We start from the raw sequence: 23,479 nt of genomic DNA, 5'->3' as shown, positions 1-23,479 counted from the left end.
GAAACGACCGACGACGCGTCGCCGATCGGGGAAGGGGTCAGCGTTCCGGGAGGTTGTGTGTGATCCGGAACAATTCGTCTCTGAGGCGGGCGGCCTGCGCCGACCCGAACCGCTGCTCGAACGCCTCCTGCGCGGCGAGCCAGTGCACCTGCGCGTCGGCGATCTTCGTTTCGCCGTGCGCGGTCAGCGCGAACGTCTGGCGGCGGCAGCGCGGCTCGATCCGGCCCGCGACCAGCGTCGCGCCGATCAGCGGCTTGAGCGCGCGCAGCAGCGCCGTGCGTTCGATCACCAGTACCGCCGACAGCGTCGCCATCGTCAGACCCGGGCGCTCCCGCAGCAGCGCGAGAATGCTGTACTGCGACGGCGTGACGCCCGCCTGCGACAGGTAGCGCTCGTAGAACTGCGAGATCCGCCGGGCGGCTTGCCGGACCGCGAAGCAATCGTCATCGGTAAGCGTGGACTTGTGCATGTGCACATGTTAGGTGGCAGCGCAGCCTGAAGCGAGCGGCGAGGCAGGATCAGATTGGTGCCGTGGCTGTACCAATCGACGGTGCAACGGCGCGTTTTCGCGCCGGATCAGGCGGCGGCCGGAGCAATCCCGCCTTCGCGGTCGCAGTACGCGGCCGTGTAGTCGATGAACGCCTTGACCTTCGCCGGCAGCAGCGCGCGATTCGCGTACGCGAGCTTGATTTCGACGAACGCGTCGACGAGGTCGGCCCCGTCGAGCAACTGCACGAGCGCGCCCGACGCGAGCTCGGCTTCGACGAGCGTTTTCGGCACGACGCCGATGCCGAAGTCGTGCATCACCATTTCGCGGTTGAAGACGGGGCTGTTCGACGAGATGTCGAAGCTCAACGGCACGGTCAGCGTGTCGCCGTCGACGCGGAACGACAGCGCGGGCCGGCGCAGCGACGGCGACAGCGGCACGAACGCATGACCGGCGAGGCCGGCCGGCGTTTCGGGACGCGGATGCGTGCGCAGATACGCGGGCGTCGCGACGATCACCACCGGAATGCGTTCGACCAGCCGCACGATGGTCGTCTCGCTCGTCAGCATGTACGGCACGACGATGCCGATGTCGTAGCCTTCGCCGACGAGGTCGACCGGGCGCTCGGTCAGCGTGACGTCGAGGCGCACCTTCGGATGCGCGGCTTTGAAGCCGGCGATCAGCGGCACGAGCCGGTTCAGCGCGGCCGTCGTGTGCGCGACGAGGCGCAGCAGCCCCTCGGGCTCGCGCGTGTGCGACTGCGCCTGCGCTTCCAGCGAGTCGAGTTCGTCGAGCACGGCCGCGCAGCGTTCGTAGATGCGCTCGGCGGTCTCGGTCAGCGAGACCTGGCGCGTGGTCCGATGCAGCAGGCGGCTGCCGAAGCGCGCCTCCAGATCCGCGACCGCCCGCGACACGACCGGCCGCGCGAGGCCGTGCATGTCGGCGGCGCGCGTGAAGCTGCGCATTTCCACCACCGACCGGAAAATCCGCAGCTTGTCGATGTAGTCCATGTCCGTCTCCTCGAGGCGATGGCGGGGCGCCTGATCCACGCGGCCGGCCCGGCCATGTTACGGCGGAGTGTACATTGACTTTATGCATATGCACATATAAATTGCCGGTCATGAACGATCTCCAGATGGCCCACGCCTGCAATTGCCTCGCGCTGCGTCAGGCGGCGCGCTTCGTCACGCAGCTTTACGAGCGGCATCTGGCCCCGGTCGGGGTCACGCCCGCGCAGTTCTCGATCATGGCGAACCTGTCGCACCGGCCCGGCCTGGTGATGAGCGAACTCGCCGATGCGCTGGTGATGGATCGCACGACGCTGTTGCGCGCGCTGAAGCCGCTGCAGCGCGACGGCTTCGTCGCCGCGGCCGCGTCCGAGCATGACGCGCGCGCGCATGCGCTCAGCCTGACGAAGCTCGGCGAGCGCACCTACGCGCAGGCGAAAGTCGCGTGGCAGGCCGCGCAGGACGAGTTCGAGACGCAGTTCGGCCGCGGCCGCGCCAAGGCGCTGCGCGACGAGCTGTTCAGCCTGACGGCGCAGCGATAGGCGCGACGCGCGCGGTAGTATTACAAAAGCGATCCGGATCCACCGGACGAGACACGAGGAGCACCCCCATGCTGCAGTTGAGCGAGCGCGACGACGCGATGTTGCGCGGCGCATTCGGCGACGGCGTCGCGCGCGCGATGCGGATCGTCTCGCGCACGGCCGAGGTCATGTCGGCGCCGCGCCTGATCGACATCACGTCCGCGCATATCGACGGCTGTCTTTACCACGGCCAGACCAGTCTCGACTTCGTCGAGTATTTCGTCGACACCGGCGCGCAGGTCGCGGTGCCGACCACGCTGAACGTCGGGTCGCTCGACCTGATCCATCCCGAGCTGTATCACGGCGACCGCACGATCCAGCGCGACGCGCAACGCCTGATGCATGCGCATCTCCAGCTCGGCTGCGAGTCGAGCTTCACGTGCGCGCCGTATCAGCTGAAGAATCGTCCGCGCCTGGGCGAGCAGATCGCGTGGGCCGAATCCAATGCGATCGTGTTCGCCAACTCGGTGCTCGGCGCGCGCACCAGCCGCTACGGCGACTTTCTCGATCTGGCCGCCGCGATCACCGGGCGCGCGCCGTATGCGGGGCTGCACGTCGAATCGAATCGCGCGGCGCGGATCGTGTTCAACGCGCCGGACTTCGGCCACCGGCCGTCGCGCGACATCTATTTCGCCGCGCTCGGATTGCTGATCGGCCGGATTGCCGGCGCGACCGTGCCGGCGATCGTCGGGCTGCCGGCGGACACCACCGAGGACGAACTCAAGGCGCTCGGCGCGGCCGCCGCATCGAGCGGCGCGGTCGCGCTGTTCCATGCGGTGGGCGTCACGCCCGAGGCGCCGACGCTCGACGCCGCGCTGCACGGGCAGGTGGCGCAGCGAACGGTCGATGTCGCAATGGCCGATCTCGACGAGATCCGCCGCACGCTGAATCACGGCGCGGCCGGCGATGCGCTCGTCGCGGTCGCGCTCGGCACGCCGCACTTCTCGCTGGCCGAATTCCGCACGCTCGACGCGCTGCTCGACCAGTTCGACGGCAAGCCGAAGTGCGATTTCTACGTGAACACGAGCCGCTTCATCTTGTGGGAACTGGGCGAACTCGGGCTTGCCGACAAGTTCGACGCGCGCGGCATCCAGATCGTCGTCGACACCTGCACGTACATCACGCCGGTGATGAAACAGCTGTCGGGCCTGGTGATGACGAACTCGGGGAAATGGGCGTCGTATGCGCCCGCGAACATCGGCGTCACGGTCGCGTACGGCAGCATGCGCGAGTGCGTGCGTTCCGCGTTCGAAGGAAAGGTGCGATTCGATGACTGAAGCAAGCGTTCGGAAACTGACGGGCGATACGCTCGTGTCGGGCAGCGCATGCGCGCCGACGATCGTGCTCGACAAGCCGCTCAGCTTCTGGGGCGGCTACGACTCGGGCGCGGGGCGGATCGTCGATCGCGGGCATCCGCAGGCGGGCGCGAGCCTGGCCGGCCGGATCATGGTGATGCCGCATGCGAAGGGCTCGAGTTCGAGCAGCAGCGTGCTCGCGGAAGCGGTGCGCAACGGCACGGGGCCGGTCGGGATCGTGCTGAAGGAGCGCGACCTGATCATCTCGATCGGCGCGATCGTTGCTGCCGAGCTGTATGCGATCGCGGTGCCGGTGGTGTGCGTGACCGATGCGGTGTACGACGCGATCGTCGCCGCGACGGGCGACGTGCGAATCGACGCAGGCGAGGGCGACGGCGGCGCGCGGATCGACGTCGGCGGCTGACGCGTCACGCGCTCGCCGGCTCGGAGGAAGCGGGTGTGCGGCGTACTTGCACGAAGAGGCCGATCGTCGTTCGACCGAACGATGAAATATCAACGGGGCGCGTGGCGCCGCCCGCGTTCTCCGGTCATTCGTGCGTGGCTCCGGCGGCCGCTTCCCGATAGGCGCTCGGCGTCTGCCCGGCCCAGCGCCGGAATGCGCGCGTGAAATTCGCCGGGTCGGTGAACTGCAGCCGCTCGGCGATCGTCTTCAGGTCGAGATCCGACGCCGACAGCAATAGCTTCGCATCGCGAAACCGCGCTTCGTCGAGCAGTTGCCGATAGCTCGACCCCGCTTCCTCGAGCCGGCGCCGCAATGTGCGCGTCGACACGAGCAGCGCGTCGGCGAGCGCCTCCGGACTTGAATAGTTGCCGGCGGTTCGCGCCAGTTCCGCGCGCACGCGCTCGACCAGATCGCCTTCCTCCTGACGCACCTGCGCATACTCGCGCTCGACCTGCACGAGCGCTTGCCGGTGCGCGACTTCGTCGGCGAGCGGCAGCGGCCAGTCCAGCACGTCGTGCGCGATCCACAGCGCGTTCGCCGCGCAGCCGAATTCGACCGGTGGCAACTGGTCGCGATAGCGTGCGAAGTAATCGGGCTCCGGCCATGCGAAGCGCAGCGCGATCGGCGGCGACGCGCGCCCGGACCACTGCGAGATGTTCTGCGCGAGCCCCGTCAGCACGAACTCGAACATCACGTGATGCTGCAGCACCGGGCTCGCCTGCACGCCGTGCAGTTCGAGCGTCGCGCCGTCGTCGTCCTCCGCATAGGTCAGCCGATACTGGCGGTTGCGCATCCGGAAGTAGCGCTGCGTGACGACCAGTGCTTCGCGGATGTCCCGCGCGGTCAGGGTCGCATAACCGAGGAAGCCGTGCACGGTTGGCTTCAACAGCAGCCCGAACGCGAGCCCGATGCCCGGATCGCCGCCGATCTCGATCGCGTTGAGCACGAGCCGGCCCCATTGCGACGGCGCGACGCGCGCGTCCGGTTCGGCCAATACGGCATCGCGCAGCCCGGTGCCCGTGCGCACGGCGGCCGGATCGACGCCGCGCGCGGCCAGCGCCTGCAGCAGCAGGCGCGTGTAGGCGACCGGAATCGTCGGCCGGCGTAGCCCGAGGTGGTCCTTGCGTGACGGGGAGGTCATGTCGATTTGGCCGGAAATGACAAGCATTATGGCTGTTTGCCCCCTCACGTTCAAGGCGGCGCGCAGCCTACGATGGCACGTATCGCTTATCGGCAGACTCACCATGACGACTTCCTTTCCCCACCTGCTCGCGCCGCTCGACCTCGGCTTCACCACGCTGAAGAATCGCGTGCTGATGGGTTCGATGCACACGGGCCTCGAGGACAGCCGCAAGACGCTGCCGCGGCTCGCCGACTATTTCGCCGAACGTGCGCGCGGCGGCGTCGGCCTGATCGTGACCGGCGGCTTCGCGCCGAACGTGGCCGGCTGGACCAAGCCGTTCGGCGGCACGCTGATGACGTCGGCCGGCGCGCGGCGCCATCGCGTGATCACCGACGCCGTGCATGCGGACGACGGCAAGATCGCGCTGCAGATCCTGCATACCGGCCGCTACGGCTACCACCCGTTCGCGGTCGCGCCGTCGAAGATCAAGTCGCCGATCTCGCCGTTCGCGCCGCACGAACTCAGCGCGCGCGGCGTCGAGCGGCAGATCCGCGCGTTCGTCCGCTGCGCGCAGCTTGCGCGCGAGGGCGGCTACGACGGCGTCGAGATCATGGGCTCCGAGGGCTACCTGATCAACCAGTTCATCTCGATGCATACGAACAAGCGTGGCGACCAATGGGGCGGTTCGTACGAGAACCGGATCCGCCTGCCGATCGAGATCGTCGCGCGCACGCGCGAGGCGGTCGGGCGCGACTTCATCCTGATCTACCGACTGTCGATGCTCGACCTGATCCCGGACGGCAGCGACTGGAGCGAAACCGTGCAGCTCGCGAAGGCCGTCGAGCGCGCGGGCGCGACCATCATCAATACGGGGATCGGCTGGCACGAGGCGCGCGTGCCGACGATCGCGACGTCGGTGCCGCGCGGCGCGTTCGCGTGGGTGACGAAGAAGATGAAGGGCGAGGTCGGCATCCCGCTCGTGACGACCAACCGGATCAACCGGCCCGAGGTGGCCGAGCAGATTCTCGCGGACGGCTGCGCGGACATGGTGTCGATGGCGCGCCCGCTGCTCGCGGATGCCGAGTTCGTCGTCAAGGCCGCGCAGGGCCGGGCAGACGAGATCAACACCTGCATCGGTTGCAACCAGGCGTGTCTCGACCACGCGTTCAAGAACCAGATCGCGTCATGCCTGCTGAATCCGCGCGCATGCCACGAGACCGAGCTGATTTATACGCGCGTGCAGCAGCCGAAGCGCATCGCGGTGGTCGGCGCGGGGCCGGCCGGGCTCGCGTGCTCGACCGTGCTCGCGCAGCGCGGCCACCACGTCGATCTGTTCGACGCGGCGCCGGAGATCGGCGGCCAGTTCAACATGGCGAAGCGGATTCCGGGCAAGGAGGAGTTCGACGAAGCGCTGCGTTATTTCGGCCGTCAGGTCGAGCTGACCGGCGTGAACCTGCACCTGAACCGCCGCGTCGATGCGAGCGACCTGATCGCGGGCGGCTACGACGAAATCGTGCTCGCGACCGGCGTGGCGCCGCGCGACCCGAAGATTCCCGGCCAGGACGGGCCGAACGTGCTCAGCTACATCGACGTGCTGGCCGGCGGGCAGCCGGTCGGCCGGCGTGTCGCGGTGGTCGGCGCCGGCGGCATCGGCTTCGACGTCGCCGAATATCTGGTGCAGGGCGGCGAGTCGCCGACGCTCGATCTGGAAGAGTGGAAAGCGGAGTGGGGCGTGACCGATCCGGCCGCGACGCGCGGCGGCGTGACGCGCGCGCAGGTCGCGGCGCCGGCTCGCGAAGTGACGCTGCTGCAGCGCAAGGCCGCGCCGCTCGGCAAGGGGCTCGGCAAGACGACCGGCTGGATTCACCGCGCGACGCTGAAGATGAAGCAGGTGAAGATGATCGGCGGCGTGAACTACGAACGGATCGATGCGCGCGGGCTGCACGTGTCGTACGGCGAGCAGCGGACCGATCATGAACTGATCGAAGCCGACACGATCGTGCTGTGCACGGGGCAGGAGCCGCAGCGCGCGCTGCTCGCGCCGTTGCAGGCGGCCGGACGCTCGGTGCATCTGATCGGCGGCGCGGAACTGGCGGCCGAGCTCGATGCGAAGCGTGCGATCGATCAGGGATCGCGACTCGCGGCGCGGCTGTAACGGGCGTCGTTCCGGGTTGCGAAACGGCGGCGTGCGTCGCGCGATGCGCTGGCGACTTCCCGCGTCGCCCTGCAACGTGGCGACGCGATTCCGTCAGAACGCCATTCGCGACCGGCCGGCGTGCGTCAGGCCGCTTCGGCGCGCTCTTCCTCTTCCGCTTCCAGCATCGCCTTGACGATCAGGTAGACGGCCGGCAGGTCGTCGTCGTCGCGACGCCAGTCGACCGGTTCCTCGACATCGGCCGCGACCAGCCGGCTGTCGCGCAGGCGGATGAACGCGTCGACGACCGTCGGGTCGTTGCGGCTCAGGAAACCGGTATTCGAGAATGCGAGTTCCTCGACGTTCAGCAGCGCCTGCCAGCTCATCGTGCGGACGGCGGCCGGATGGGTGCGGCGCCGCAGGCCGAGCGCGCGTTGGGCGGGGCCGCCGACGACACGCTGCAGGTCGACGACCGCCCGCTGCGCGGCGCGTTCGAAGTGGGCGGGGTTGAAGCCGGGTTGCTCGGGATCGAATGCGGATGACTGGAACATGGTCGCCTCACAAAAGTCCGTCCGTCATGGGTGACGGAATTCGGGTCAAATGGTGCAAAAGCACTGTAAATATATACAGTGTCCGAGGCAGTTTCAAGTCCTGAATGCATGTCTGTTTGCCGGCACCGGGGCGAGCGCGGCGGCGACGGTGGCCGACGCGCGCACCGAGCGGCCTTCGCGAACGACTTACACCGACGCCGCGATCGTCTCGCGCAACCATCGATGCGCGGGATCGCGGTGCACGCGCTCGTGCCACAACATCGACATTTCATAGCCGGGAACGTGAACGGGCGCTTCCACCACGCGCAGCGCGGGCACGTCGCGCACCAGACGCTCGGGCAGCATCGCGACGAGATCCGTGCTGGCGACGGCCGACATCACGAACAGGAAATGCGGAACGGACAGCACGACACGCCGCGCGGCGCCCGCTTTCGCGAGGGTTTCATCGGTCACGCCGAAGAAGCCGCCGCCGTCGGGCGATACGATCACGTGTTCCAGCGCGCCGAACTGCGCGAGCGTCGGGCGCCGCTTCAGCTTCGGATGACCGACGCGGCCGACGAGCACGTAGCGCTCGACGAATAGCGGCAGGCGCCGCATCCCTTCCGGTGAACCTTCCGTCGTGTGGAAGGCCAGGTCGATGCCGTTTCGCTCCGCGTCCTGCTCGATGCGCGGCGGCACGAGCTCGACGACGGCGAGGCGCGTCGCGGGGGCGGCCGACCGCAGCATGTTCAGCGCGGGCAGGACGATCGTCGATTCGCCGTAGTCGGTCGCGGCCACGCGCCACGTGTTCGTCGCGGTTGCCGGATCGAACGGCGTGGCCGTCAGCACCGCGCGTTCGACCGCGTCGAGCGCGTCACGCAGCGCCTCGCGCAACGTTTCCGCCCGCGCGGTCGGCCGCATGCCGCGCGGTCCGGGCAGCAACAGCGGATCGCCAAAGAAATCGCGCAGTTTCTGCAACTGCACGCTGACCGACGGCTGCGACATGTTCAGTTTTTCGGCTGCACGCGTGACGTTGTGCTCGGCGAGCAGCACGTCGAGCGTGACCAGCAGGTTCAGATCCAGTCGTCTGAGATTGTTCATGGCTATACCTGGAATATCAGGAATTCATTTCAAATATACCTTTGGCGACGGCATCCTGCAGTCATTCAATCAACGGAGTGACGAACATGAATGTGCTGATCGTTTATGCCCATCCGGAACCGCGTTCGCTGAACGGCGCGCTGCGCGACTTTGCCGTCGAGCGGCTCGAAGCGGCGGGGCATAGCGTGCAGGTGACGGACCTGTATGCGATGAACTGGAAGGCCGCGTTCGACGCGAACGACGTGACGGATCGCACGCCCGACGCGCGTTTCAATCCGTCGCTCGACTCGAAGCACGCGTTCGCGACGGGCACGCAAAGCGAAGACATCGCGCGCGAACAGGAAAAATTGAAGTGGGCCGACGCGGTGATCCTGCAGTTTCCGCTGTGGTGGTTTTCGATGCCGGCGATCATGAAGGGCTGGGTCGAGCGCGTGTATGCGTATGGTTTTGCATACGGCGTCGGCGAACATTCCGACCTGCACTGGGGCGACCGTTACGGCGAAGGGTCGCTTGCGGGCAAGCGCGCGATGATCGTCGTCACGACGGGCGGCTGGGAGTCGCATTACAGCGCACGCGGCATCAACGGGCCGATCGACGACGTGCTGTTTCCGATCCAGCACGGGATTCTCTATTACCCCGGCTTCGACGTGCTGCCGCCGTTCGTGATCTACCAGACGCACCGGATGGACGATGCGCGCTTCGATGAAACGCGTGCTGCGCTCGGCAAGCGTCTCGACGAACTGTGGACCGCGCAGCCGATTCCGTTCCGGCGGCAGAACGCGGGAGATTACGATATTCCGGCGCTGACGCTGAAGGCGGAGATCGCGCCGGGGACGGTGGGGTTCGCGGCGCATCTGGCGCAGGAGCGATGATCGTCGCCGCATCGTCGTGATGCGGGTCGATACCTGGACGGGACGGCTGCAAAACGACACGGGCGACCGGCGAGAAAATCGCCGGCCGCCCGTGTCGTACTCTTCGCGGCCGTTCAGTCACGCCGCGCGTCGCGTTCGCTTACCGATCATCCTCCCGCACCGAAGACGGATGCCGGCACAGCGCCCGCACTTCCATCTCCATATACGGAAACAACGGCAGCTGACTCAACACGTCATGCAGTTGCTGCACGCTTTCGACGTCGAAAATACTGACGTTCGCATACTGCCCCGCGATCCGCCACAGATGCCGCCAGGTCCCTTCGTTCATCAGCCGCTGGCACATCGCCTTCTCTTCGGCCTTCAGCGTGGCCGCCTTGACCGGATCCATGTCCGCCGGCAGACGGACGGTCATTTCCACATGAAACAGCATCCTGCGCTCCTTGCGTTGTCGATTCGTCGAACGGGACCGCTCAGGCCTGTGCACGCGCCCGCTCGACTTCGCTCGCCGGCACGTCCTGCTTGTCCTTGAGCAGCGAGAAATCGAAGTCGATCAGCGCGAACTGCCCGTCGACGCCATACGGCTTGCCTTCCGCGCCCTCGGCCTGCTTGATCTTCGGGATCAGCCCCTCGCGGGTCGCGAATGCGAAGTCGTCCCAGATGTGCGGATCGCCTTCGATGTTGATCTGCGTCGTCAGCTTACGATATCCGTCCGCGGAAACGAAGAAGTGGATGTGCGCCGGACGATGGCCGTGACGGCCGAGCTGGTCGAGCAGTTGCTCGGTCTTGCTGCCCGGCGGCACGCTGTAGCCGACCGGCAGCACGCTGCGGAAGCTGTAGCGGCCCTCGGCATCGGTGCGGATCGAGCGGCGCAGGTTGAACGCCGGCTGCGACTGGTCGAAGTACGAATAGTTGCCCAGATGGTTCGCGTGCCACACCTCGACGAGCGCATTCGCGATCGGCGCGCCGTCCTGACCGAGTACCTGACCGCGCATGATCAGCGTCTGGCCCGGATCGGTGCCGTCGTCGAGACGCGCATGGCCGACCGATTCCGGCGCGCCCGCGACGTACAGCGGCCCTTCGATCGTGCGCGGCGTGCCGCCGTGGAAGCCGGCCTTCTCCTCTGCCTCGTCCATCCGCACGTCGAGGAAGCGCTCGAGGCCGAGGCCCGCGGCGATCAGCCCGAATTCACGGCCGGCTTCGTTCAGGTAGTTGAGCGCGGTCCAGAACTCGCCCGGCTGCACGTCGAAGTCCTCGATCGTGTAGCAGATGTCCTTCACGATCCGGTTGACGATCGCGCGCACGCGCGGGTTGCCGGGCTTTTCCGCGGCGTCGTCGAAGGTTTTCAGCAGGGCGTCGATGGCTTGCTTGTTCATCTGTGTCTCCGGTTTCGGTTGTCGTGTCATGCGGGATCAGCGGGCGTTGCGTCGCATCCGTTCGATGCGGGCCCAGTCGAAGGTGATGCCGAGGCCGGGCGTCGCCGGCAGGTGCAGCTTGAAATCCTGGTAACGCAGCGGCTCGACGAGGATCTCCTCGGTGAGCAGCAGCGGGCCGAACAGCTCGGTGCCCCATTTCAGCGAGCCGAACGTGCTGAACAGTTGCGCGGACGCCATCGTGCCGGCCGCGCCTTCGAGCATCGTGCCGCCGTACAGGTCGATGCCGGCGGCCGACGCGATCGATGCGACGCTCGCCGCACCGAGCAGGCCGCCCGATTGCGCGATCTTCACCGCGAACACGTCGGCCGCGCGGTCCTGCGCGAGTGCGAACGCATCGACGGGGCCGTGCAGCGCCTCGTCGGCCATGATCGGAATCTGCGCGAGCTGCGTGAGGCGTTTGAGCCCTGCGCGATTGGTCGCGGCGATCGGCTGCTCGACGAGGCTCACGCCGGCCTCCGCGAGTCGTGCGCCGGCCCGGATCGCGTCGGTTTCGGTCCATGCCTGGTTCACGTCGACGCGGACGTCGCCGCGATCGCCGAGCGCGCGCTTGATCGCGATCACGTGCGCGACGTCGTCGTCGACCGCGTTCGATCCGATCTTCAGCTTGAATGCGCGATGGCGGCGCGCGTCGAGCATCGCCTCGGCTTCCGCGATGTCGCGCTGCGTGTCGCCGCTCGCGAGCGTCCACGCGACATCGACCGCATCGGTGGTGCGGCCGCCGAACAGCTCGGACAGCGGCACGCCGAGGCGGCGCGCCTGCGCGTCGAACAGCGCGGTCTCGATCGCGCACTTCGCGAACCGGTTGCCCTGGAACAGTTTGCGCGCACGCGCCATCGCGGCGCCCGGGCGCGTCGCGTCCATGCCTTGCAGGAGCGGCGCGAAGTAGGTGTCGATGTTGACCTTGATGCTCTCGGGGCTTTCCTCGCCATACGCGAGACCGCCGATCGTGGTCGCCTCGCCGACGCCTTCGATACCGTCCGTGCATCGAACGCGGACCAGCACGAGGGTCTGGCAATTCATCGTGGCGACCGACAGCTTGTGGGGTCTGATCGTCGGCACGTCAACGAGCAGCGTCTCGATGCGTTCGATGGTGGCGGTAGTTGCTATCATGCGATTCCTCCTGTTGGTGCACATGGTAGGAATTCCCGCCCGGCGGCGTCCAACACTCTTTCCGACTACTTCCATACCTTCGAGGCATGAAATGGAATTGCGCCAGCTTCGGTACTTCATCGCCGTCGCGGAGGAAATGAACATCACGCGGGCCGCGGAGCGGCTGCACATGACGCAGCCGCCGCTGAGCCGCCAGCTCCAGGCGATCGAGGACGAGGTCGGGCTGCCGCTGTTCGAGCGCGGCGCGCGGCCGCTGAAACTGACCGACGCGGGCCGCGTGTTCTATGCGCAGGCGACGCGCGTCGTCGAACAGGCCGACGAGCTTGGCCCGCTGACGCGGCGGCTCGCGCAGTTGTCGGAGCGGATCGTGATCGGCTTCGTGCCGTCGACGCTCTACGGCGCGCTGCCGGACGTGATCCGCGCGTTTCGCGAGGCGCATCCGGGCGTCGAGCTGTCGCTGATCGAAATGTTCACGCTCGAGCAACTCGGCGCGCTGAAGGGCGGGCGGATCGACGTCGGGTTCGGCCGCCTGCGCTTCGACGACGACCAGCTGGTGCGCGAGGCCCTGATCGAGGAAAAGCTGATCGCGGCGCTGCCGGTCGGGCATCCGCTCGCCGATCCGGACCGGCCGCTGACGCTCGCGGACATCGCGAACGAGACGCTGATCGTCTATCCGAGCACGCCGCGGCCGAGCTTCGCGGACCAGCAACTGTCCGCGCTGCGCGACGGCGCGCTCGTGCCGGCGGCCGTGCACGAGGTGCGCGAACTGCAGACGGCGCTCGGGCTCGTCGCCGCGCAGGTGGGCGTGTCGCTGGTGCCGGAAAGTGTGGAAGGCGTGCGCGTGAAGGGCGTCGTCTATCGGCGGCTGCCGGAGCCCACGGCGACGTCGCCGATCATCATGAGCCGCCGGCTGCACGACGAAAGCGCCGCGACGACGGCGTTCTGCGCGATCGCGCGGGAGATGATCGCGCTGGCGGCGTAGCGACGGTCGCTTCCGCATTGACTGCAACTAACGGTCAATTTCGGCGGGCCAGGTCGAATGCGGAGCGCGCGTCGCGATGCAGATGTCATATGCCGCTGATGCAGGCGGGCAGCAAGCCGGCACGCTGCCCCGGCCGGCAATCGGCCAAGGCGGGGAGCCCGCGCCCGTCTACCGCCTACCGCTTCCCGTCGAGCGTTTCCGAAGGCGATTCGCCGAACTTCTCCCGGTACGCGATCGCGAATCGCCCGAGATGCGTGAACCCGCAATCGAGCGCGATATCGGCGATCCGTCGCTCGGACACCGACCCGCGCAGCAACTCCCGCGCATGCTCGAGCCGCGTCGCGCGCAGGTATTGCATCGGGCTCATCCCGCGGAACTGCAGGAAGGCGTCGCGCAGCGTCCGCTCCGGCACGTTGGCGGCCTGGACGATATCGGCGAGCTGCAGCGGTTGCGCGTAGTGCGCGTTCACGAACTCCTGCGCGCGCCGCACGAAGCCCGGCGCGGGATCCTGGCGCGCGCTCGGCGCCGACGGCGGGTGGCCTTCGATCAGCAAATCGATCAGCAGATGCTCGAGCTGCGACGCGACGCGCGGGTTCGCGTTCGCCCGTTCGAGCAGCGCCGGCGAGCGGGCGACGAGCATCAACTGCTGGCGCCACGCGGTGAGCGCGGCATCGCTGATGTGCAGCACGGGGTCGAGCACCGCGCGCGGGTCGCCGGTCAGCGAGCCGACGGTCGCGGCATCGATGCGCAGCACGAACTGCTCGCAATCGGCGGACAGCACCGCGTCGAAGCGCTCGCCGGGCGCGCACAGCACGCCGGTCTGCCCGTCGACGCCGAGCCGGCGCCCCATCGCGTGGACTTCCGCCTGCCCGGACAGGCAGAACATCAGCAGGTAATAGCCGTCGACGGCGTCGACCTGCACGCGCATCGCGTCGCCGAACGCGATGGTGCCGATCCCGAGCCCGCCGAGCCGCACGAAATCCATATGCGACGCGCCTTGCACGCGGCCGCTCGGCAGCAGCGCATGCGGCTGCATCACGCGCGAGATCCGCTCGCGCGTCTCGTCGAGATCGCGGGATTCGAACAGCCGGTGCGCACGCAGCGCAAGCGGCTCGAACGACGTTGGGGACATGGGCATCGGCCTTGGTATGAACGACGGGCGCTTCGATCCGACGAATGGGTCGCGATCGTGCGCGGGTCGCGTGTGTCGCCATGCTAGCGCAGAAATCCGCCGAAAGTGGATATTGCGCCGCCGCAATCGCACTTTCCGGATAGACGCCGAATATTAGCTTTTCAAAAATCGCCTCCATGCAATCAACGAAACGGAACCAGAAGGAGTCCGACATGGAGCAGACAGAATCGCCCGTCGTATTCGCCGCGCGCGACGACGCGTCCGACGTGCGCTTTCCGCACGACGACGGCTCGCGCGTGCCGTACAAGGTGTTCAGCTCGCGCGCGGTCTACGATCGCGAGCAGGAACGCATCTTCCGCGGCCCGACCTGGAACTTCGTCGCGCTGGAAGCGGAAATCCCGAACGCCGGCGACTTCAAGAGCACGTTCGTCGGCGACACGCCGGTCGTCGTCACGCGCACCGAGGACGGCACGCTGTCCGCATGGGTGAACCGCTGCGCGCACCGCGGCGCGCAGGTGTGCCGAAAGTCGCGCGGCAACGCGAGCTCGCACACGTGCGTGTACCACCAGTGGAGCTTCGACAACCAGGGCAACCTGCTCGGCGTGCCGTTCCGGCGCGGCCAGAAGGGGATGACCGGAATGCCGGCCGACTTCGACCCGAAGCAGCACGGGCTGCGCAAGCTGCGTGTCGACAGCTATCGCGGGCTCGTGTTCGCGACCTTCAGCGATGACGTGGCGCCGCTGCCCGACTATCTCGGCGAGCAGATGCGTCCGTGGATCGACCGCATCTTCCACAAGCCGATCGAGTATCTCGGCTGCACGCGCCAGTATTCGAAGTCGAACTGGAAGCTGTACATGGAGAACGTGAAGGATCCGTATCACGCGAGCATGCTGCACCTGTTCCATACGACCTTCAACATCTTCCGCGTCGGGATGAAGGCGCGCTCGATTCCGGATGCGAACCACGGGCTGCACAGCATCATCACCGTGACGAAGACGGGCGACGACACGTCGGCCGCGTACAAGCAGCAGAACATCCGCTCGTTCGACGAGGGCTTCCATCTGGAAGACGAATCGATCCTCGATCTCGTGTCGGAATACGACGAGGACTGCACGAACCATATCCAGCCGATCTTTCCGCAACTCGTGATCCAGCAGATCCACAACACGCTGGTCGCGCGCCAGATCCTGCCGAAGGGGCCGGACAACTTCGAGCTGATCTTCCACTTCTTCGGCTACGCGGACGACACGCCCGAACTGCGCGCGCTGCGCATCAAGCAGGCGAACCTGGTCGGGCCGGCCGGCTACATCTCGATGGAAGACACCGAGGCGACCGAACTGGTGCAGCGCGGCACGGTGCGAGATGCGGATGCGACGTCGGTGATCGAGATGTCGCGCGGCAATCCGGACCAGCAGGACACGGTGATCACCGAAAGCCTGATCCGCAAGTTCTGGGTCGGGTACCAGAAGCTGATGGGCTATTGAAGCGGGAGCGCGGAACGATGGAAAACCTGACGGAAGACATGAAGACGTGGTTCGAGATTTACATGCTCCAGAACCGCTACATCGGCCACCTCGACAACGACCGGCTCGAACACTGGCCGGAAATGTTCACCGAGGACTGCACGTACGAAATCGTGCCGAAGGAGAACGCGGATCTCGGGCTGCCGGTCGGGATCGTCCACTGCACGAACCAGCGGATGCTGCGTGATCGCGTGGTGTCGCTGCGCCACGCGAACATCTTCGAAGAGCACACGTACCGGCACATGACGTCGGGCCTCACGATCGTCGCGGAGCGCGACGGCGAGATCGACACCGAGAGCAACTACGTGGTCGTGCAGACGCGCAGCAACGGCGAATCGAACGTGTACCAGGCCGGCAAGTACTACGACACGGTCGTGCGCACGCCCGACGGGCTGCGCTACAAGACCAAGCGCGTGATCTACGACACGTCGCGCGTGCAAACGCTGCTCGCCACCCCGATCTGATACGGACGCAAGGAAAAGTCATGACCGAAGCAACGCTCGCCGAATGGCATCCGCTGGGCGCATTCGACGAATTCTCCGAAGACGAACCGGCGGCGCGCGTCGCCGGCCAGAAGCCGATCGCGGTGTTCCGGATCGGCGACGAACTGTTCGCGATGCACGATCTCTGTTCGCATGGTCACGCGCGGCTGTCCGAAGGCTATGTGGAAGACGGCTGCGTCGAATGCCCGCTGCACCAGGGGCTGATCGACATTCGCACCGGTGCGCCGAAATGCGCGCCGATCACCGAGCCGGTACGGACGTATCCGATCCGGATCGTCGACGGTCAGGTGGAAGTCAATGTCGGCTGACCCGTTCGTGATCGTCGGCGCCGGCCACGCGGCGCGGCGCACGGCCGAGGCGCTGCGCGCGCGCGACGCCGACGCGCGCATCGTGATGATCGGCGCGGAGCGCGAGCTGCCGTACGATCGGCCCGCGCTGTCGAAGGACGCGCTGCTGAGCGACGGCGGCGAGCAGCGTGCGTTCATCCGCGATGCGGCCTGGTATGACGCGCAGCGCATCGAGCTGCGGCTCGGCACGCGCGTCGACGCGATCGAGCGCGATGCGCAGCGCGTGCGGCTCGACGACGGCGCGACGTTGCCGTACGCCCGGCTCGTGCTCGCGACGGGTTCGCGCGTGCGTGCGTTCGGTGGACCGGTCGACGAAGGCGTCGTCCCGCATTACGTGCGCACCGTTGCCGACGCGCGTGCGTTGCGCGCGCAGCTCGCGCCGGGGCGTCGCGTGGCGGTGCTCGGCGGCGGCTTCATCGGCCTCGAAGTGGCGGCCGCAGCACGCCAGCTCGGTTGCGACGTGACGGTGATCGACCCGGCTCAACGCTTGCTGCAGCGTGCGTTGCCGGAAGTCGTCGGCGCGTATGCGCGGCAACTGCATGACGCACGCGGCGTGATCTTCCAGATGGCGACGCTGCCGCGCGCGATTCGCCGCGCACCGGGCGGCGGCGCGATCGTCGAGACCGATCGCGGCGACGTGTCGGCCGATGTCGTCGTGATCGGCATCGGCGTCGTGCCCAACGTCGAACTCGCGCAGGCGGCAGGCCTCGCGGTCGACAACGGCATCCGTGTCGATGCGGGATGCCGGACGGCCGATCGCGCGATCTTCGCGGCGGGCGAGGTGACGATGCACTTCAATCCGCTGCTCGGGCGTCACGTGCGGATCGAGTCGTGGCAGGTCGCGGAGAATCAGCCGGCGGTCGCGGCCGCGAACCTGCTGGGTGCGGACGAAATCTATTCCGAGCTGCCGTGGCTGTGGTCCGATCAGTACGATTGCAACCTGCAGATGCTCGGGCTGTTCGGCGACGAGCGAACGACCGTCGTGCGTGGCGATCCCGCGAGCGGGCCGTTCACGGTGTTCGGGCTGGACGACGACGGGAAGATCGCCGCGGTGGCCGCGGCGAATCTGGGGCGCGACATCGGTGCATCGCGGCGCCTGATCGCGGCAGGCGCCGTGCCCGATCCGGCGAAGCTCGCCGATCCGGCGGTGAACCTGAAGACGTTTCTCTGAGGCAGTGCGCGAACGCGGCCGGCCTGGTCGTGTTCGCGTCGAGTCGCTGAAACGTCGAGGGAAACCTGTTCCGGACAACCTTTCCGGCTCGCGCCACGCGCGCGGGTTTGTCGCGGGCCGGCGATCGGTGCATATTAGCGGCATTGCCGTTTCACCGGTCGCCCATGACGCCAGACAAAGCCCTCGAACTGAAACGCAGCAAGCGCCGCGCGCTATGGCTGCTGCTGGCCGCGGTCGCGGTATTCGTCACGACGATCCTGCTGCCGCGCGGCCCGTGGGTCGACGGTTTCAAGGCGGTGGCCGAGGCCGCGATGGTCGGCGCGCTCGCCGACTGGTTCGCGGTCGTCGCGCTGTTCCGCCGCGTGCCGATCCCGTTCGTGTCGCGTCACACCGAAATCATCCCGAAGAACAAGGACAAGATCGCCGACAACCTTGCGGTGTTCGTGCGCGAGAAATTCCTCGGCCCCGACGCACTCGTCGCGCAGATTCGCCAGCACGATCCCGCACGGAAACTCGGCGCATGGCTCGGCGAGCCCGCGAACACCGACGCGCTCGGCGGCTACGTGACGAAGCTGATGAGCTTCGCGCTCGACATGACCGACGATGCGCGGATCCAGTCGTTCGTCCACGACGCGTTCCGCGCGGTGATCGACCGGATCGACCTGTCGCAGTCGGTGGGCGCGATCCTCGACACGCTGACGAAGGACGGCCGTCACCAGGCGTTGCTCGACGACGCGATCGGGCAGGTGGTCGACGTGCTCGACAAGGAAGAGAACCGTGAGGTGATCGCGGGCTTCATCGTCGAATGGCTGAAGACGCAATACCCGAAGGTCGAGAAGATCATGCCGACGCAGTGGTTCGGCGAGAACGGCGCGCGCATGCTGGCGAGCGCGGTGAGCCGCGTGCTCGAGGGCGTGGCGGCCGATCCGGAGCACGAATTGCGACAGCGCTTCGACCGAACGGTCGTGCGGCTCACCGAGCGGCTGAAGCATGACCCGGTGTTCATCGCGAAGGGCGACGAAATCAAGCGCTACATCCGCGACGGCGACGCGTTCAACGACTATGTACGCGATCTGTGGGACCAGTTGCGCGCATGGCTGAAGGCCGATCTTGCGCGGCCCGATTCGACGCTGCACCGGCAGGCCGCGACGCTCGGCGGCTGGCTCGGCGCGCGGCTCGCGGAGAGCCCGGCGCTGCGCGCGTCGCTGAACGAGCACATCGAGAAGGCCGTGCACGAGATGGCGCCGGATTTCGCGGATTTCCTGATGCGTCACATCCGCGATACGGTGCGCAACTGGGATGCACGCGAGATGTCGCGGCAGATCGAGTTGAACATCGGCAAGGACCTGCAGTACATCCGCATCAACGGCACGCTGGTCGGCGGGCTGATCGGGCTCGGGCTGTATCTGGTCTCGCTGGTGCCGCGCTGGGCGGCCGAGTGGTTGCATTGATGCGGGCGCGGCCGTCGCGCACGTGGCGCGCCGCCGTACGCCGCTGAATCAAGCGTGTGCCTTCGCGCCGTGCAGTTGCAGGCCGAGGGCCTTGATCACTTTCAGGATCGTGCCGAAGCTCGGATTGCCGTCGTGCGACAGCGCCTTGTACAGACCTTCGCGCGACAGGCCCGCATCGCGCGCGACCTGCGACATGCCGCGCGCGCGGGCGATCACGCCGAGCGCATGCGCGATGAAGGCCGGGTCGTCGCCGGCTTCCTGCAGACAGGCCTCGAAGTAGTCGGCCATGTCGTCGTCGGTTTTCAGGTGTTCGGCCGAATCCCACGGCCGGGTCTTGATCTTGTCCATCGATCACTCCAGGTCGAGCCGCTCGAGCATCGCGTGCGCGGCGCGGATGTCCGCCTGTTGCGTCGACTTGTCGCCGCCGCAGAGCAGGATCACCCATATCGTTCCGCGTCTGACGTAATAGACGCGATAGCCGGGGCCGTGGTCGACACGCATTTCGACGACGGGTGAGCCGGCGGATTTCCAGTCGCCCGGGTTGCCCATCGACAGACGGTCGATGCGCGCCTGGATGCGCCGCCGGGCGACGCGATCCTGCAGGCGGGCAAACCACGCGTCGAAGACGTCGGTAGTCCGGATACTGAATGTAGGCGCACTGTAGGACATGGATCGCGCTATGTCAACCATGGTTCACATGTTTGGTGAATGGAATCGGGGTGCGTCCAACAATAGGGCCGCGCGTGCCGTTTGAGGTCGAATTGGCCGTCAGGCCGATCCTTTCGCGCGGCCGGACCTGGCCATTCGGCCGAAGTCGGAATTCCGCGAATCCGTCTACAATCAAAAACGTCCTTGCCGCCCGTGCGTGCTTGCCGCGCGCGGGCGGATCCGTTTGTCCTCCTGCACAGGGAGGCACCGCCGTGGGTTGCGCGGCGGGCAGTGCCGTGGTCACCAGTAGGTAAGCGTCCGCGTGCCGTAGGCCGGCGCGCGTTCTGAACGTCGCGCGCTCGTAAGCCGGGCAAGCGGCATCAACCGAGAGTCCCCCATGAAAGCATCGGATCTGTTCGTGAAGGCGCTGGAAGCCGAAGGCGTCGAGTATGTGTTCGGCATCCCCGGCGAGGAAAACCTCGATCTGCTCGAATCGCTGCGGCGATCGAAGATCAAGCTCGTGCTGACCCGGCACGAGCAGGCGGCCGGGTTCATGGCCGCCACCTACGGCCGGCTGACGGGCCGCACCGGCGTGTGTCTCGCGACGCTCGGGCCGGGCGCGACCAACTTCGTGACGGCTGCCGCGTATGCGCAGCTCGGCGGCATGCCGATGCTGATGATCACCGGGCAGAAGCCGATCAAGTCCAGCAAGCAGGGGCACTTCCAGATCGTCGACGTCGTCGGCATGATGCAGCCGCTCACGAAGTTCACGCGACAGATCGTGTCGATCGGCAACATCCCGTCGGCGGTGCGCGAGGCGTTCCGTCGCGCGGAGGAGGAGCGTCCGGGCGCTGCGCACCTCGAACTCCCGGAGGACATCGCGCACGAGGAGGGCGACGGCAAGCCGATTCCGCGCAGCTACAGCCGGCGGCCGGTGGCCGAGGAGAAGGCGGTCGCGCACGCGGTCGACGCGATCCAGGCCGCGCGCCACCCGCTGTTGATGATCGGCGCGGGCGGCAATCGCAAGACGACCTGCAAGATGCTGCTCGAATTCGTCGACAAGACGGGCATCCCGTTCTTCACGACCCAGATGGGCAAGGGCGTGATCGACGAAACGCATCCGCTGTGGCTCGGCAACGCGACGCTGTCCGACGGCGACTTCGTGCACCGCGCGATCGAGCATGCGGACTGCATCATCAACGTCGGCCACGACGTGATCGAGAAGCCGCCGTTCTTCATGCGCACGGACGACAAGACCGTGATCCACGTGAACTTCCTCGGCGCGCAGGTCGATCCCGTCTACTTCCCGCAGATCGAGGTGGTCGGCGACATCGCGAACGCGGTGTGGCAGATGAAGGAGGCGATCGCGCCGCAGCCGCATTGGGATTTCGCGCGCTTCGCGATGATCAAGGAGCACTTCGACGCGCACCTGCAGAAAGGCCAGCACGACCCGCGCTTCCCGATGTATCCGGTGCGGATCGTGAACGACCTGTACAACGCGCTGCCGACCGACGGGATCGTCTGTCTCGACAACGGGATGTACAAGATCTGGTTCGCGCGCTACTGGCGTGCACATGAACCGAACTCGCTGCTGCTCGACAACGCGCTCGCGTCGATGGGCGCGGGCCTGCCGTCGGCGATCGCGACGAAGATCGTGCATCCGCAGCGCAAGGTGATCGCCGTGTGCGGCGACGGCGGCTTCATGATGAATTCGCAGGAACTCGAAACGGCCGTGCGGCTGAAGCTCGACATCGTCGTGATGATCCTGCGCGACGACGCGTTCGGAATGATCCGCTGGAAGCAGGAGAACATGAACTTCCCCGATTTCGCGATGACGTTGAAGAACCCCGATTTCGTGTCGTATGCGCAGAGCTACGGCGCGCACGGGCATCGCGTCGAAGCGGCCGACGATCTCGAGCCGCTGCTGCGCGACTGCTTCGCGACGCCGGGCGTGCACGTGATCGACGTGCCGATCGACTATTCGGACAACGAACGCGTGCTCAACCGCGAAATCAAGCGCCTGTCTGCGCAACTCTGAATCCGCAGTTCACCGGAAGGAGCGTTCCATGCTGAAGGATACCTATCCGTACTATCTGGCCAACGAGGCCGTCTACGCGAATACCGATCTGGAAGTGACCGACAAGTTCAGCGGCAAGGTCGCGACCCGCGTCGCGCTGGCCGACGCGAAGGCGATCGACGCGGCCATCGGCGCGGCGGTCGACGCCGCGAAGCCGATGCGCGAGTTGCCGGCGTACAAGCGTCAGGCGGTGCTCGATCACTGCGTCGCGCGCTTTCGCGAGCGATTCGACGAGCTGGCCGAGGCGCTGTGCATCGAGGCCGGCAAGCCGATCAACGATTCGAAGGGCGAAGTGACGCGGCTGATCGATACGTTCCGCGTCGCGTCCGAGGAGTCGGTGCGCATCGACGGCGAGGTGATCAACCTCGAGATCTCGGCACGCGCGCAAGGCTATACCGGCTATACGCGGCGCGTGCCGATCGGTCCGTGCTCGTTCATCTCGCCGTTCAACTTCCCGCTGAACCTCGCCGCGCACAAGGTCGCACCCGCGTTGGCCGCGGGCTGTCCGTTCGTGCTGAAACCCGCGAGCCGCACGCCGATCGGCGCGCTGATCATCGGCGAGGTGCTCGCCGAAACCGACCTGCCGAAGGGGGCATTCTCGGTGCTGCCCGCGCATCGCGACGGCGCGGACCTGTTCACGACCGACGAGCGCTTCAAGCTGCTGTCGTTCACCGGTTCGCCGGCCGTGGGCTGGGCGCTCAAGGAGAGGGCCGGGAAGAAGAAGGTCGTGCTGGAGCTCGGCGGCAACGCGGCGGCGATCGTCGACGCGGACCAGCGCGAGCAGCTCGACTACGTGGTCGAGCGTCTCGCGTTCGGCGCGTATTACCAGTCGGGCCAGAGCTGTATCGGCGTGCAGCGGATCCTCGTGCATGCGGATCTGTACGACGCGCTGCGCGACAAGCTGATCGCGAAGACGCGTTCGCTGAAGATGGGCGATCCGAAAGATCCGTCGACGTTCGTCGGCCCGATGATCTCCGAATCCGAATCGCGCCGGCTGTCCGGCTGGATGGACGCGGCCGTCGCGGCGGGCGCGAAGATCGTCGCGGGCGGCAAGGTCGACGGCGCGATGTTCGAGGCGACACTGCTGGAAAACGTCGGTCGCGAACAGGACCTGTACCGCAAGGAGGCATTCGGTCCCGTCGCGATCCTCGAAAAGTTCGAGCGCTTCGACGATGCGCTCGCGCGCGTCAACGACAGCGACTTCGGGCTGCAGGCCGGCGTGTTCACCGATTCGCTTGCGCATGCGCAGCGCGCGTGGGACGAGCTGGAGGTGGGCGGTGTCGTGATCAACGACGTGCCGTCGTTCCGCGTCGACAACATGCCGTATGGCGGCGTGAAGGATTCGGGGCTCGGCCGCGAAGGGATCCGCTACGCGATCGAGGACATGACCGAGCCGCGCCTGATGGTCGTGCGGCGCCGCTAGCGCGACGGGCGGCGGCCTGACGGCACGCGGGCGGGCGATCGTGCCGGCCCGCGTGCCGTTTTCGTCTCGGCGCACGCCGACGGGCG

General features: G+C 67.1%; 24 protein-coding genes. 13 read left to right on the top strand and 11 right to left on the bottom strand.

Features of this window, described 5'->3' with window-relative positions; translation table 11 throughout:
* Window positions 1-37 precede the first annotated feature (37 nt).
* Together HWX25_RS01385 and HWX25_RS01380 are read right to left on the bottom strand one after the other, a co-directional pair.
* The gene (locus HWX25_RS01385) at window positions 38-469 is read right to left on the bottom strand and encodes a MarR family winged helix-turn-helix transcriptional regulator (protein ID WP_059531741.1); all 432 of its coding nucleotides are present in this window, start codon (window positions 467-469) and stop codon (window positions 38-40) included.
* A gap of 107 nt (window positions 470-576) precedes the next feature.
* Window positions 577-1,497 (bottom strand): LysR family transcriptional regulator, encoded by a 921-nt coding sequence (locus HWX25_RS01380; protein ID WP_175906624.1) that lies wholly within the window; start codon window positions 1,495-1,497, stop codon window positions 577-579.
* Window positions 1,498-1,607: 110 nt separating this feature from the next.
* Here HWX25_RS01380 and HWX25_RS01375 point away from each other — a divergent pair, with 110 nt between their 5' ends.
* From HWX25_RS01375 to HWX25_RS01365, 3 genes are all read left to right on the top strand, one after another.
* Complete coding sequence (locus HWX25_RS01375) at window positions 1,608-2,036, top strand: MarR family winged helix-turn-helix transcriptional regulator (RefSeq protein WP_175906622.1); 429 nt, start codon at window positions 1,608-1,610, stop codon at window positions 2,034-2,036.
* Between the two features lie 68 nt (window positions 2,037-2,104).
* Window positions 2,105-3,352: an aconitase X gene (locus HWX25_RS01370; RefSeq protein ID WP_175906620.1), complete on the top strand. Its 1,248-nt coding sequence runs from the start codon at window positions 2,105-2,107 to the stop codon at window positions 3,350-3,352.
* Window positions 3,345-3,794, top strand: coding sequence for a DUF126 domain-containing protein (locus HWX25_RS01365; RefSeq protein WP_175906618.1), 450 nt, complete (start codon window positions 3,345-3,347; stop codon window positions 3,792-3,794). Before HWX25_RS01370 ends, HWX25_RS01365 begins: the two co-directional genes overlap by 8 nt.
* A 124-nt stretch (window positions 3,795-3,918) precedes the next feature.
* Here the strand turns inward: HWX25_RS01365 and HWX25_RS01360 are convergent, their stop codons facing one another.
* Window positions 3,919-5,001, bottom strand: coding sequence for an AraC family transcriptional regulator (locus HWX25_RS01360; RefSeq protein ID WP_175906616.1), 1,083 nt, complete (start codon window positions 4,999-5,001; stop codon window positions 3,919-3,921).
* Between the two features lie 76 nt (window positions 5,002-5,077).
* Here HWX25_RS01360 and HWX25_RS01355 point away from each other — a divergent pair, with 76 nt between their 5' ends.
* Window positions 5,078-7,111: an NADPH-dependent 2,4-dienoyl-CoA reductase gene (locus HWX25_RS01355; protein ID WP_175906613.1), complete on the top strand. Its 2,034-nt coding sequence runs from the start codon at window positions 5,078-5,080 to the stop codon at window positions 7,109-7,111.
* A 125-nt stretch (window positions 7,112-7,236) separates the two neighbouring features.
* Here the strand turns inward: HWX25_RS01355 and HWX25_RS01350 are convergent, their stop codons facing one another.
* Window positions 7,237-7,641, bottom strand: coding sequence for a DUF2471 family protein (locus tag HWX25_RS01350; protein WP_059601528.1), 405 nt, complete (start codon window positions 7,639-7,641; stop codon window positions 7,237-7,239).
* A gap of 186 nt (window positions 7,642-7,827) precedes the next feature.
* The gene (locus HWX25_RS01345) at window positions 7,828-8,721 is read right to left on the bottom strand and encodes a LysR family transcriptional regulator (protein WP_175906611.1); all 894 of its coding nucleotides are present in this window, start codon (window positions 8,719-8,721) and stop codon (window positions 7,828-7,830) included.
* Window positions 8,722-8,807: 86 nt separating this feature from the next.
* On the opposite strand from HWX25_RS01345, the gene HWX25_RS01340 reads away from it, so the two are divergent.
* Window positions 8,808-9,593: an NAD(P)H-dependent oxidoreductase gene (locus HWX25_RS01340; protein ID WP_175906609.1), complete on the top strand. Its 786-nt coding sequence runs from the start codon at window positions 8,808-8,810 to the stop codon at window positions 9,591-9,593.
* Between the two features lie 139 nt (window positions 9,594-9,732).
* On the opposite strand, the gene catC is transcribed toward HWX25_RS01340, so the two are convergent.
* From catC to HWX25_RS01325, 3 genes are read right to left on the bottom strand one after another with little or no spacing between them, the layout of a single operon-like run.
* Window positions 9,733-10,023, bottom strand: coding sequence for a muconolactone Delta-isomerase (gene catC / locus HWX25_RS01335; protein ID WP_050017398.1), 291 nt, complete (start codon window positions 10,021-10,023; stop codon window positions 9,733-9,735).
* Between the two features lie 40 nt (window positions 10,024-10,063).
* Window positions 10,064-10,966: a catechol 1,2-dioxygenase gene (catA, locus tag HWX25_RS01330; RefSeq protein ID WP_175906608.1), complete on the bottom strand. Its 903-nt coding sequence runs from the start codon at window positions 10,964-10,966 to the stop codon at window positions 10,064-10,066.
* Between the two features lie 36 nt (window positions 10,967-11,002).
* Window positions 11,003-12,136, bottom strand: coding sequence for a muconate/chloromuconate family cycloisomerase (locus tag HWX25_RS01325; RefSeq protein WP_059699810.1), 1,134 nt, complete (start codon window positions 12,134-12,136; stop codon window positions 11,003-11,005).
* A gap of 91 nt (window positions 12,137-12,227) precedes the next feature.
* Between HWX25_RS01325 and HWX25_RS01320 the strand changes: the two genes are divergently transcribed.
* Entirely contained in the window at window positions 12,228-13,118 is an 891-nt protein-coding gene (locus HWX25_RS01320) for a LysR family transcriptional regulator (RefSeq protein WP_175906606.1), read from the top strand.
* A gap of 175 nt (window positions 13,119-13,293) precedes the next feature.
* Here HWX25_RS01320 and andR read toward each other — a convergent pair whose 3' ends face one another.
* Window positions 13,294-14,250, bottom strand: coding sequence for an anthranilate 1,2-dioxygenase regulatory protein AndR (gene andR, locus HWX25_RS01315; RefSeq protein ID WP_175906604.1), 957 nt, complete (start codon window positions 14,248-14,250; stop codon window positions 13,294-13,296).
* Window positions 14,251-14,462: 212 nt separating this feature from the next.
* Between andR and andAc the strand changes: the two genes are divergently transcribed.
* From andAc to HWX25_RS01290, 5 genes are all read left to right on the top strand, one after another.
* Window positions 14,463-15,734 (top strand): anthranilate 1,2-dioxygenase large subunit AndAc, encoded by a 1,272-nt coding sequence (andAc, locus tag HWX25_RS01310; protein WP_059448779.1) that lies wholly within the window; start codon window positions 14,463-14,465, stop codon window positions 15,732-15,734.
* A gap of 17 nt (window positions 15,735-15,751) precedes the next feature.
* Entirely contained in the window at window positions 15,752-16,237 is a 486-nt protein-coding gene (andAd, locus tag HWX25_RS01305; protein WP_059531699.1) for an anthranilate 1,2-dioxygenase small subunit AndAd, read from the top strand.
* A 20-nt stretch (window positions 16,238-16,257) separates the two neighbouring features.
* The gene (andAb, locus tag HWX25_RS01300; protein WP_039344765.1) at window positions 16,258-16,584 is read left to right on the top strand and encodes an anthranilate 1,2-dioxygenase ferredoxin subunit AndAb; all 327 of its coding nucleotides are present in this window, start codon (window positions 16,258-16,260) and stop codon (window positions 16,582-16,584) included.
* Entirely contained in the window at window positions 16,574-17,794 is a 1,221-nt protein-coding gene (gene andAa, locus HWX25_RS01295) for an anthranilate 1,2-dioxygenase system ferredoxin--NAD(+) reductase (RefSeq protein WP_175906602.1), read from the top strand. Before andAb ends, andAa begins: the two co-directional genes overlap by 11 nt.
* A gap of 164 nt (window positions 17,795-17,958) precedes the next feature.
* A complete protein-coding gene (locus tag HWX25_RS01290; RefSeq protein ID WP_175906600.1) occupies window positions 17,959-19,245 on the top strand; it encodes a DUF445 domain-containing protein in 1,287 nt (428 codons plus the stop codon).
* 48 nt (window positions 19,246-19,293) lie between these two features.
* Here the strand turns inward: HWX25_RS01290 and HWX25_RS01285 are convergent, their stop codons facing one another.
* Together HWX25_RS01285 and HWX25_RS01280 are read right to left on the bottom strand one after the other, a co-directional pair.
* Window positions 19,294-19,593 carry an addiction module antidote protein gene (locus tag HWX25_RS01285; RefSeq protein WP_006750245.1) on the bottom strand — a complete coding sequence of 100 codons (300 nt, stop codon included), beginning with the start codon at window positions 19,591-19,593 and terminating at the stop codon, window positions 19,294-19,296.
* 3 nt (window positions 19,594-19,596) lie between these two features.
* Window positions 19,597-19,914: a type II toxin-antitoxin system RelE/ParE family toxin gene (locus HWX25_RS01280; RefSeq protein ID WP_107938181.1), complete on the bottom strand. Its 318-nt coding sequence runs from the start codon at window positions 19,912-19,914 to the stop codon at window positions 19,597-19,599.
* Window positions 19,915-20,290: 376 nt separating this feature from the next.
* Here HWX25_RS01280 and HWX25_RS01275 point away from each other — a divergent pair, with 376 nt between their 5' ends.
* A complete protein-coding gene (locus HWX25_RS01275) occupies window positions 20,291-21,931 on the top strand; it encodes an acetolactate synthase large subunit (protein WP_059531686.1) in 1,641 nt (546 codons plus the stop codon).
* Between the two features lie 28 nt (window positions 21,932-21,959).
* Entirely contained in the window at window positions 21,960-23,393 is a 1,434-nt protein-coding gene (locus tag HWX25_RS01270) for an aldehyde dehydrogenase family protein (protein WP_175906596.1), read from the top strand.
* Window positions 23,394-23,479 lie beyond the last annotated feature (86 nt).

It is taken from the genome of Burkholderia sp. BCC1640 (assembly GCF_902833125.1).
Lineage (GTDB): Bacteria > Pseudomonadota > Gammaproteobacteria > Burkholderiales > Burkholderiaceae > Burkholderia > Burkholderia diffusa.
This window is presented reverse-complemented; position numbering and strand designations above follow the sequence as displayed.

What these genes read in the sequence shown, in the direction of transcription:
- andAb (WP_039344765.1), top strand. Translation starts at nt 16,258, where the DNA reads ATGACCGAAGCAACGCTCGCCGAATGGCATCCGCTGGGCGCATTCGAC.
- HWX25_RS01380 (WP_175906624.1), bottom strand. Translation starts at nt 1,497, where the DNA reads ATGGACTACATCGACAAGCTGCGGATTTTCCGGTCGGTGGTGGAAATG.
- HWX25_RS01350 (WP_059601528.1), bottom strand. Translation starts at nt 7,641, where the DNA reads ATGTTCCAGTCATCCGCATTCGATCCCGAGCAACCCGGCTTCAACCCC.
- HWX25_RS01270 (WP_175906596.1), top strand. Translation starts at nt 21,960, where the DNA reads ATGCTGAAGGATACCTATCCGTACTATCTGGCCAACGAGGCCGTCTAC.
- andAc (WP_059448779.1), top strand. Translation starts at nt 14,463, where the DNA reads ATGGAGCAGACAGAATCGCCCGTCGTATTCGCCGCGCGCGACGACGCG.
- HWX25_RS01355 (WP_175906613.1), top strand. Translation starts at nt 5,078, where the DNA reads ATGACGACTTCCTTTCCCCACCTGCTCGCGCCGCTCGACCTCGGCTTC.
- andAa (WP_175906602.1), top strand. Translation starts at nt 16,574, where the DNA reads ATGTCGGCTGACCCGTTCGTGATCGTCGGCGCCGGCCACGCGGCGCGG.
- HWX25_RS01285 (WP_006750245.1), bottom strand. Translation starts at nt 19,593, where the DNA reads ATGGACAAGATCAAGACCCGGCCGTGGGATTCGGCCGAACACCTGAAA.
- HWX25_RS01360 (WP_175906616.1), bottom strand. Translation starts at nt 5,001, where the DNA reads ATGCTTGTCATTTCCGGCCAAATCGACATGACCTCCCCGTCACGCAAG.
- HWX25_RS01320 (WP_175906606.1), top strand. Translation starts at nt 12,228, where the DNA reads ATGGAATTGCGCCAGCTTCGGTACTTCATCGCCGTCGCGGAGGAAATG.
- catC (WP_050017398.1), bottom strand. Translation starts at nt 10,023, where the DNA reads ATGCTGTTTCATGTGGAAATGACCGTCCGTCTGCCGGCGGACATGGAT.
- HWX25_RS01385 (WP_059531741.1), bottom strand. Translation starts at nt 469, where the DNA reads ATGCACAAGTCCACGCTTACCGATGACGATTGCTTCGCGGTCCGGCAA.
- HWX25_RS01365 (WP_175906618.1), top strand. Translation starts at nt 3,345, where the DNA reads ATGACTGAAGCAAGCGTTCGGAAACTGACGGGCGATACGCTCGTGTCG.
- HWX25_RS01340 (WP_175906609.1), top strand. Translation starts at nt 8,808, where the DNA reads ATGAATGTGCTGATCGTTTATGCCCATCCGGAACCGCGTTCGCTGAAC.
- HWX25_RS01370 (WP_175906620.1), top strand. Translation starts at nt 2,105, where the DNA reads ATGCTGCAGTTGAGCGAGCGCGACGACGCGATGTTGCGCGGCGCATTC.
- catA (WP_175906608.1), bottom strand. Translation starts at nt 10,966, where the DNA reads ATGAACAAGCAAGCCATCGACGCCCTGCTGAAAACCTTCGACGACGCC.
- HWX25_RS01280 (WP_107938181.1), bottom strand. Translation starts at nt 19,914, where the DNA reads ATGTCCTACAGTGCGCCTACATTCAGTATCCGGACTACCGACGTCTTC.
- HWX25_RS01345 (WP_175906611.1), bottom strand. Translation starts at nt 8,721, where the DNA reads ATGAACAATCTCAGACGACTGGATCTGAACCTGCTGGTCACGCTCGAC.
- HWX25_RS01375 (WP_175906622.1), top strand. Translation starts at nt 1,608, where the DNA reads ATGAACGATCTCCAGATGGCCCACGCCTGCAATTGCCTCGCGCTGCGT.
- HWX25_RS01325 (WP_059699810.1), bottom strand. Translation starts at nt 12,136, where the DNA reads ATGATAGCAACTACCGCCACCATCGAACGCATCGAGACGCTGCTCGTT.
- andAd (WP_059531699.1), top strand. Translation starts at nt 15,752, where the DNA reads ATGGAAAACCTGACGGAAGACATGAAGACGTGGTTCGAGATTTACATG.
- HWX25_RS01275 (WP_059531686.1), top strand. Translation starts at nt 20,291, where the DNA reads ATGAAAGCATCGGATCTGTTCGTGAAGGCGCTGGAAGCCGAAGGCGTC.
- andR (WP_175906604.1), bottom strand. Translation starts at nt 14,250, where the DNA reads ATGTCCCCAACGTCGTTCGAGCCGCTTGCGCTGCGTGCGCACCGGCTG.
- HWX25_RS01290 (WP_175906600.1), top strand. Translation starts at nt 17,959, where the DNA reads ATGACGCCAGACAAAGCCCTCGAACTGAAACGCAGCAAGCGCCGCGCG.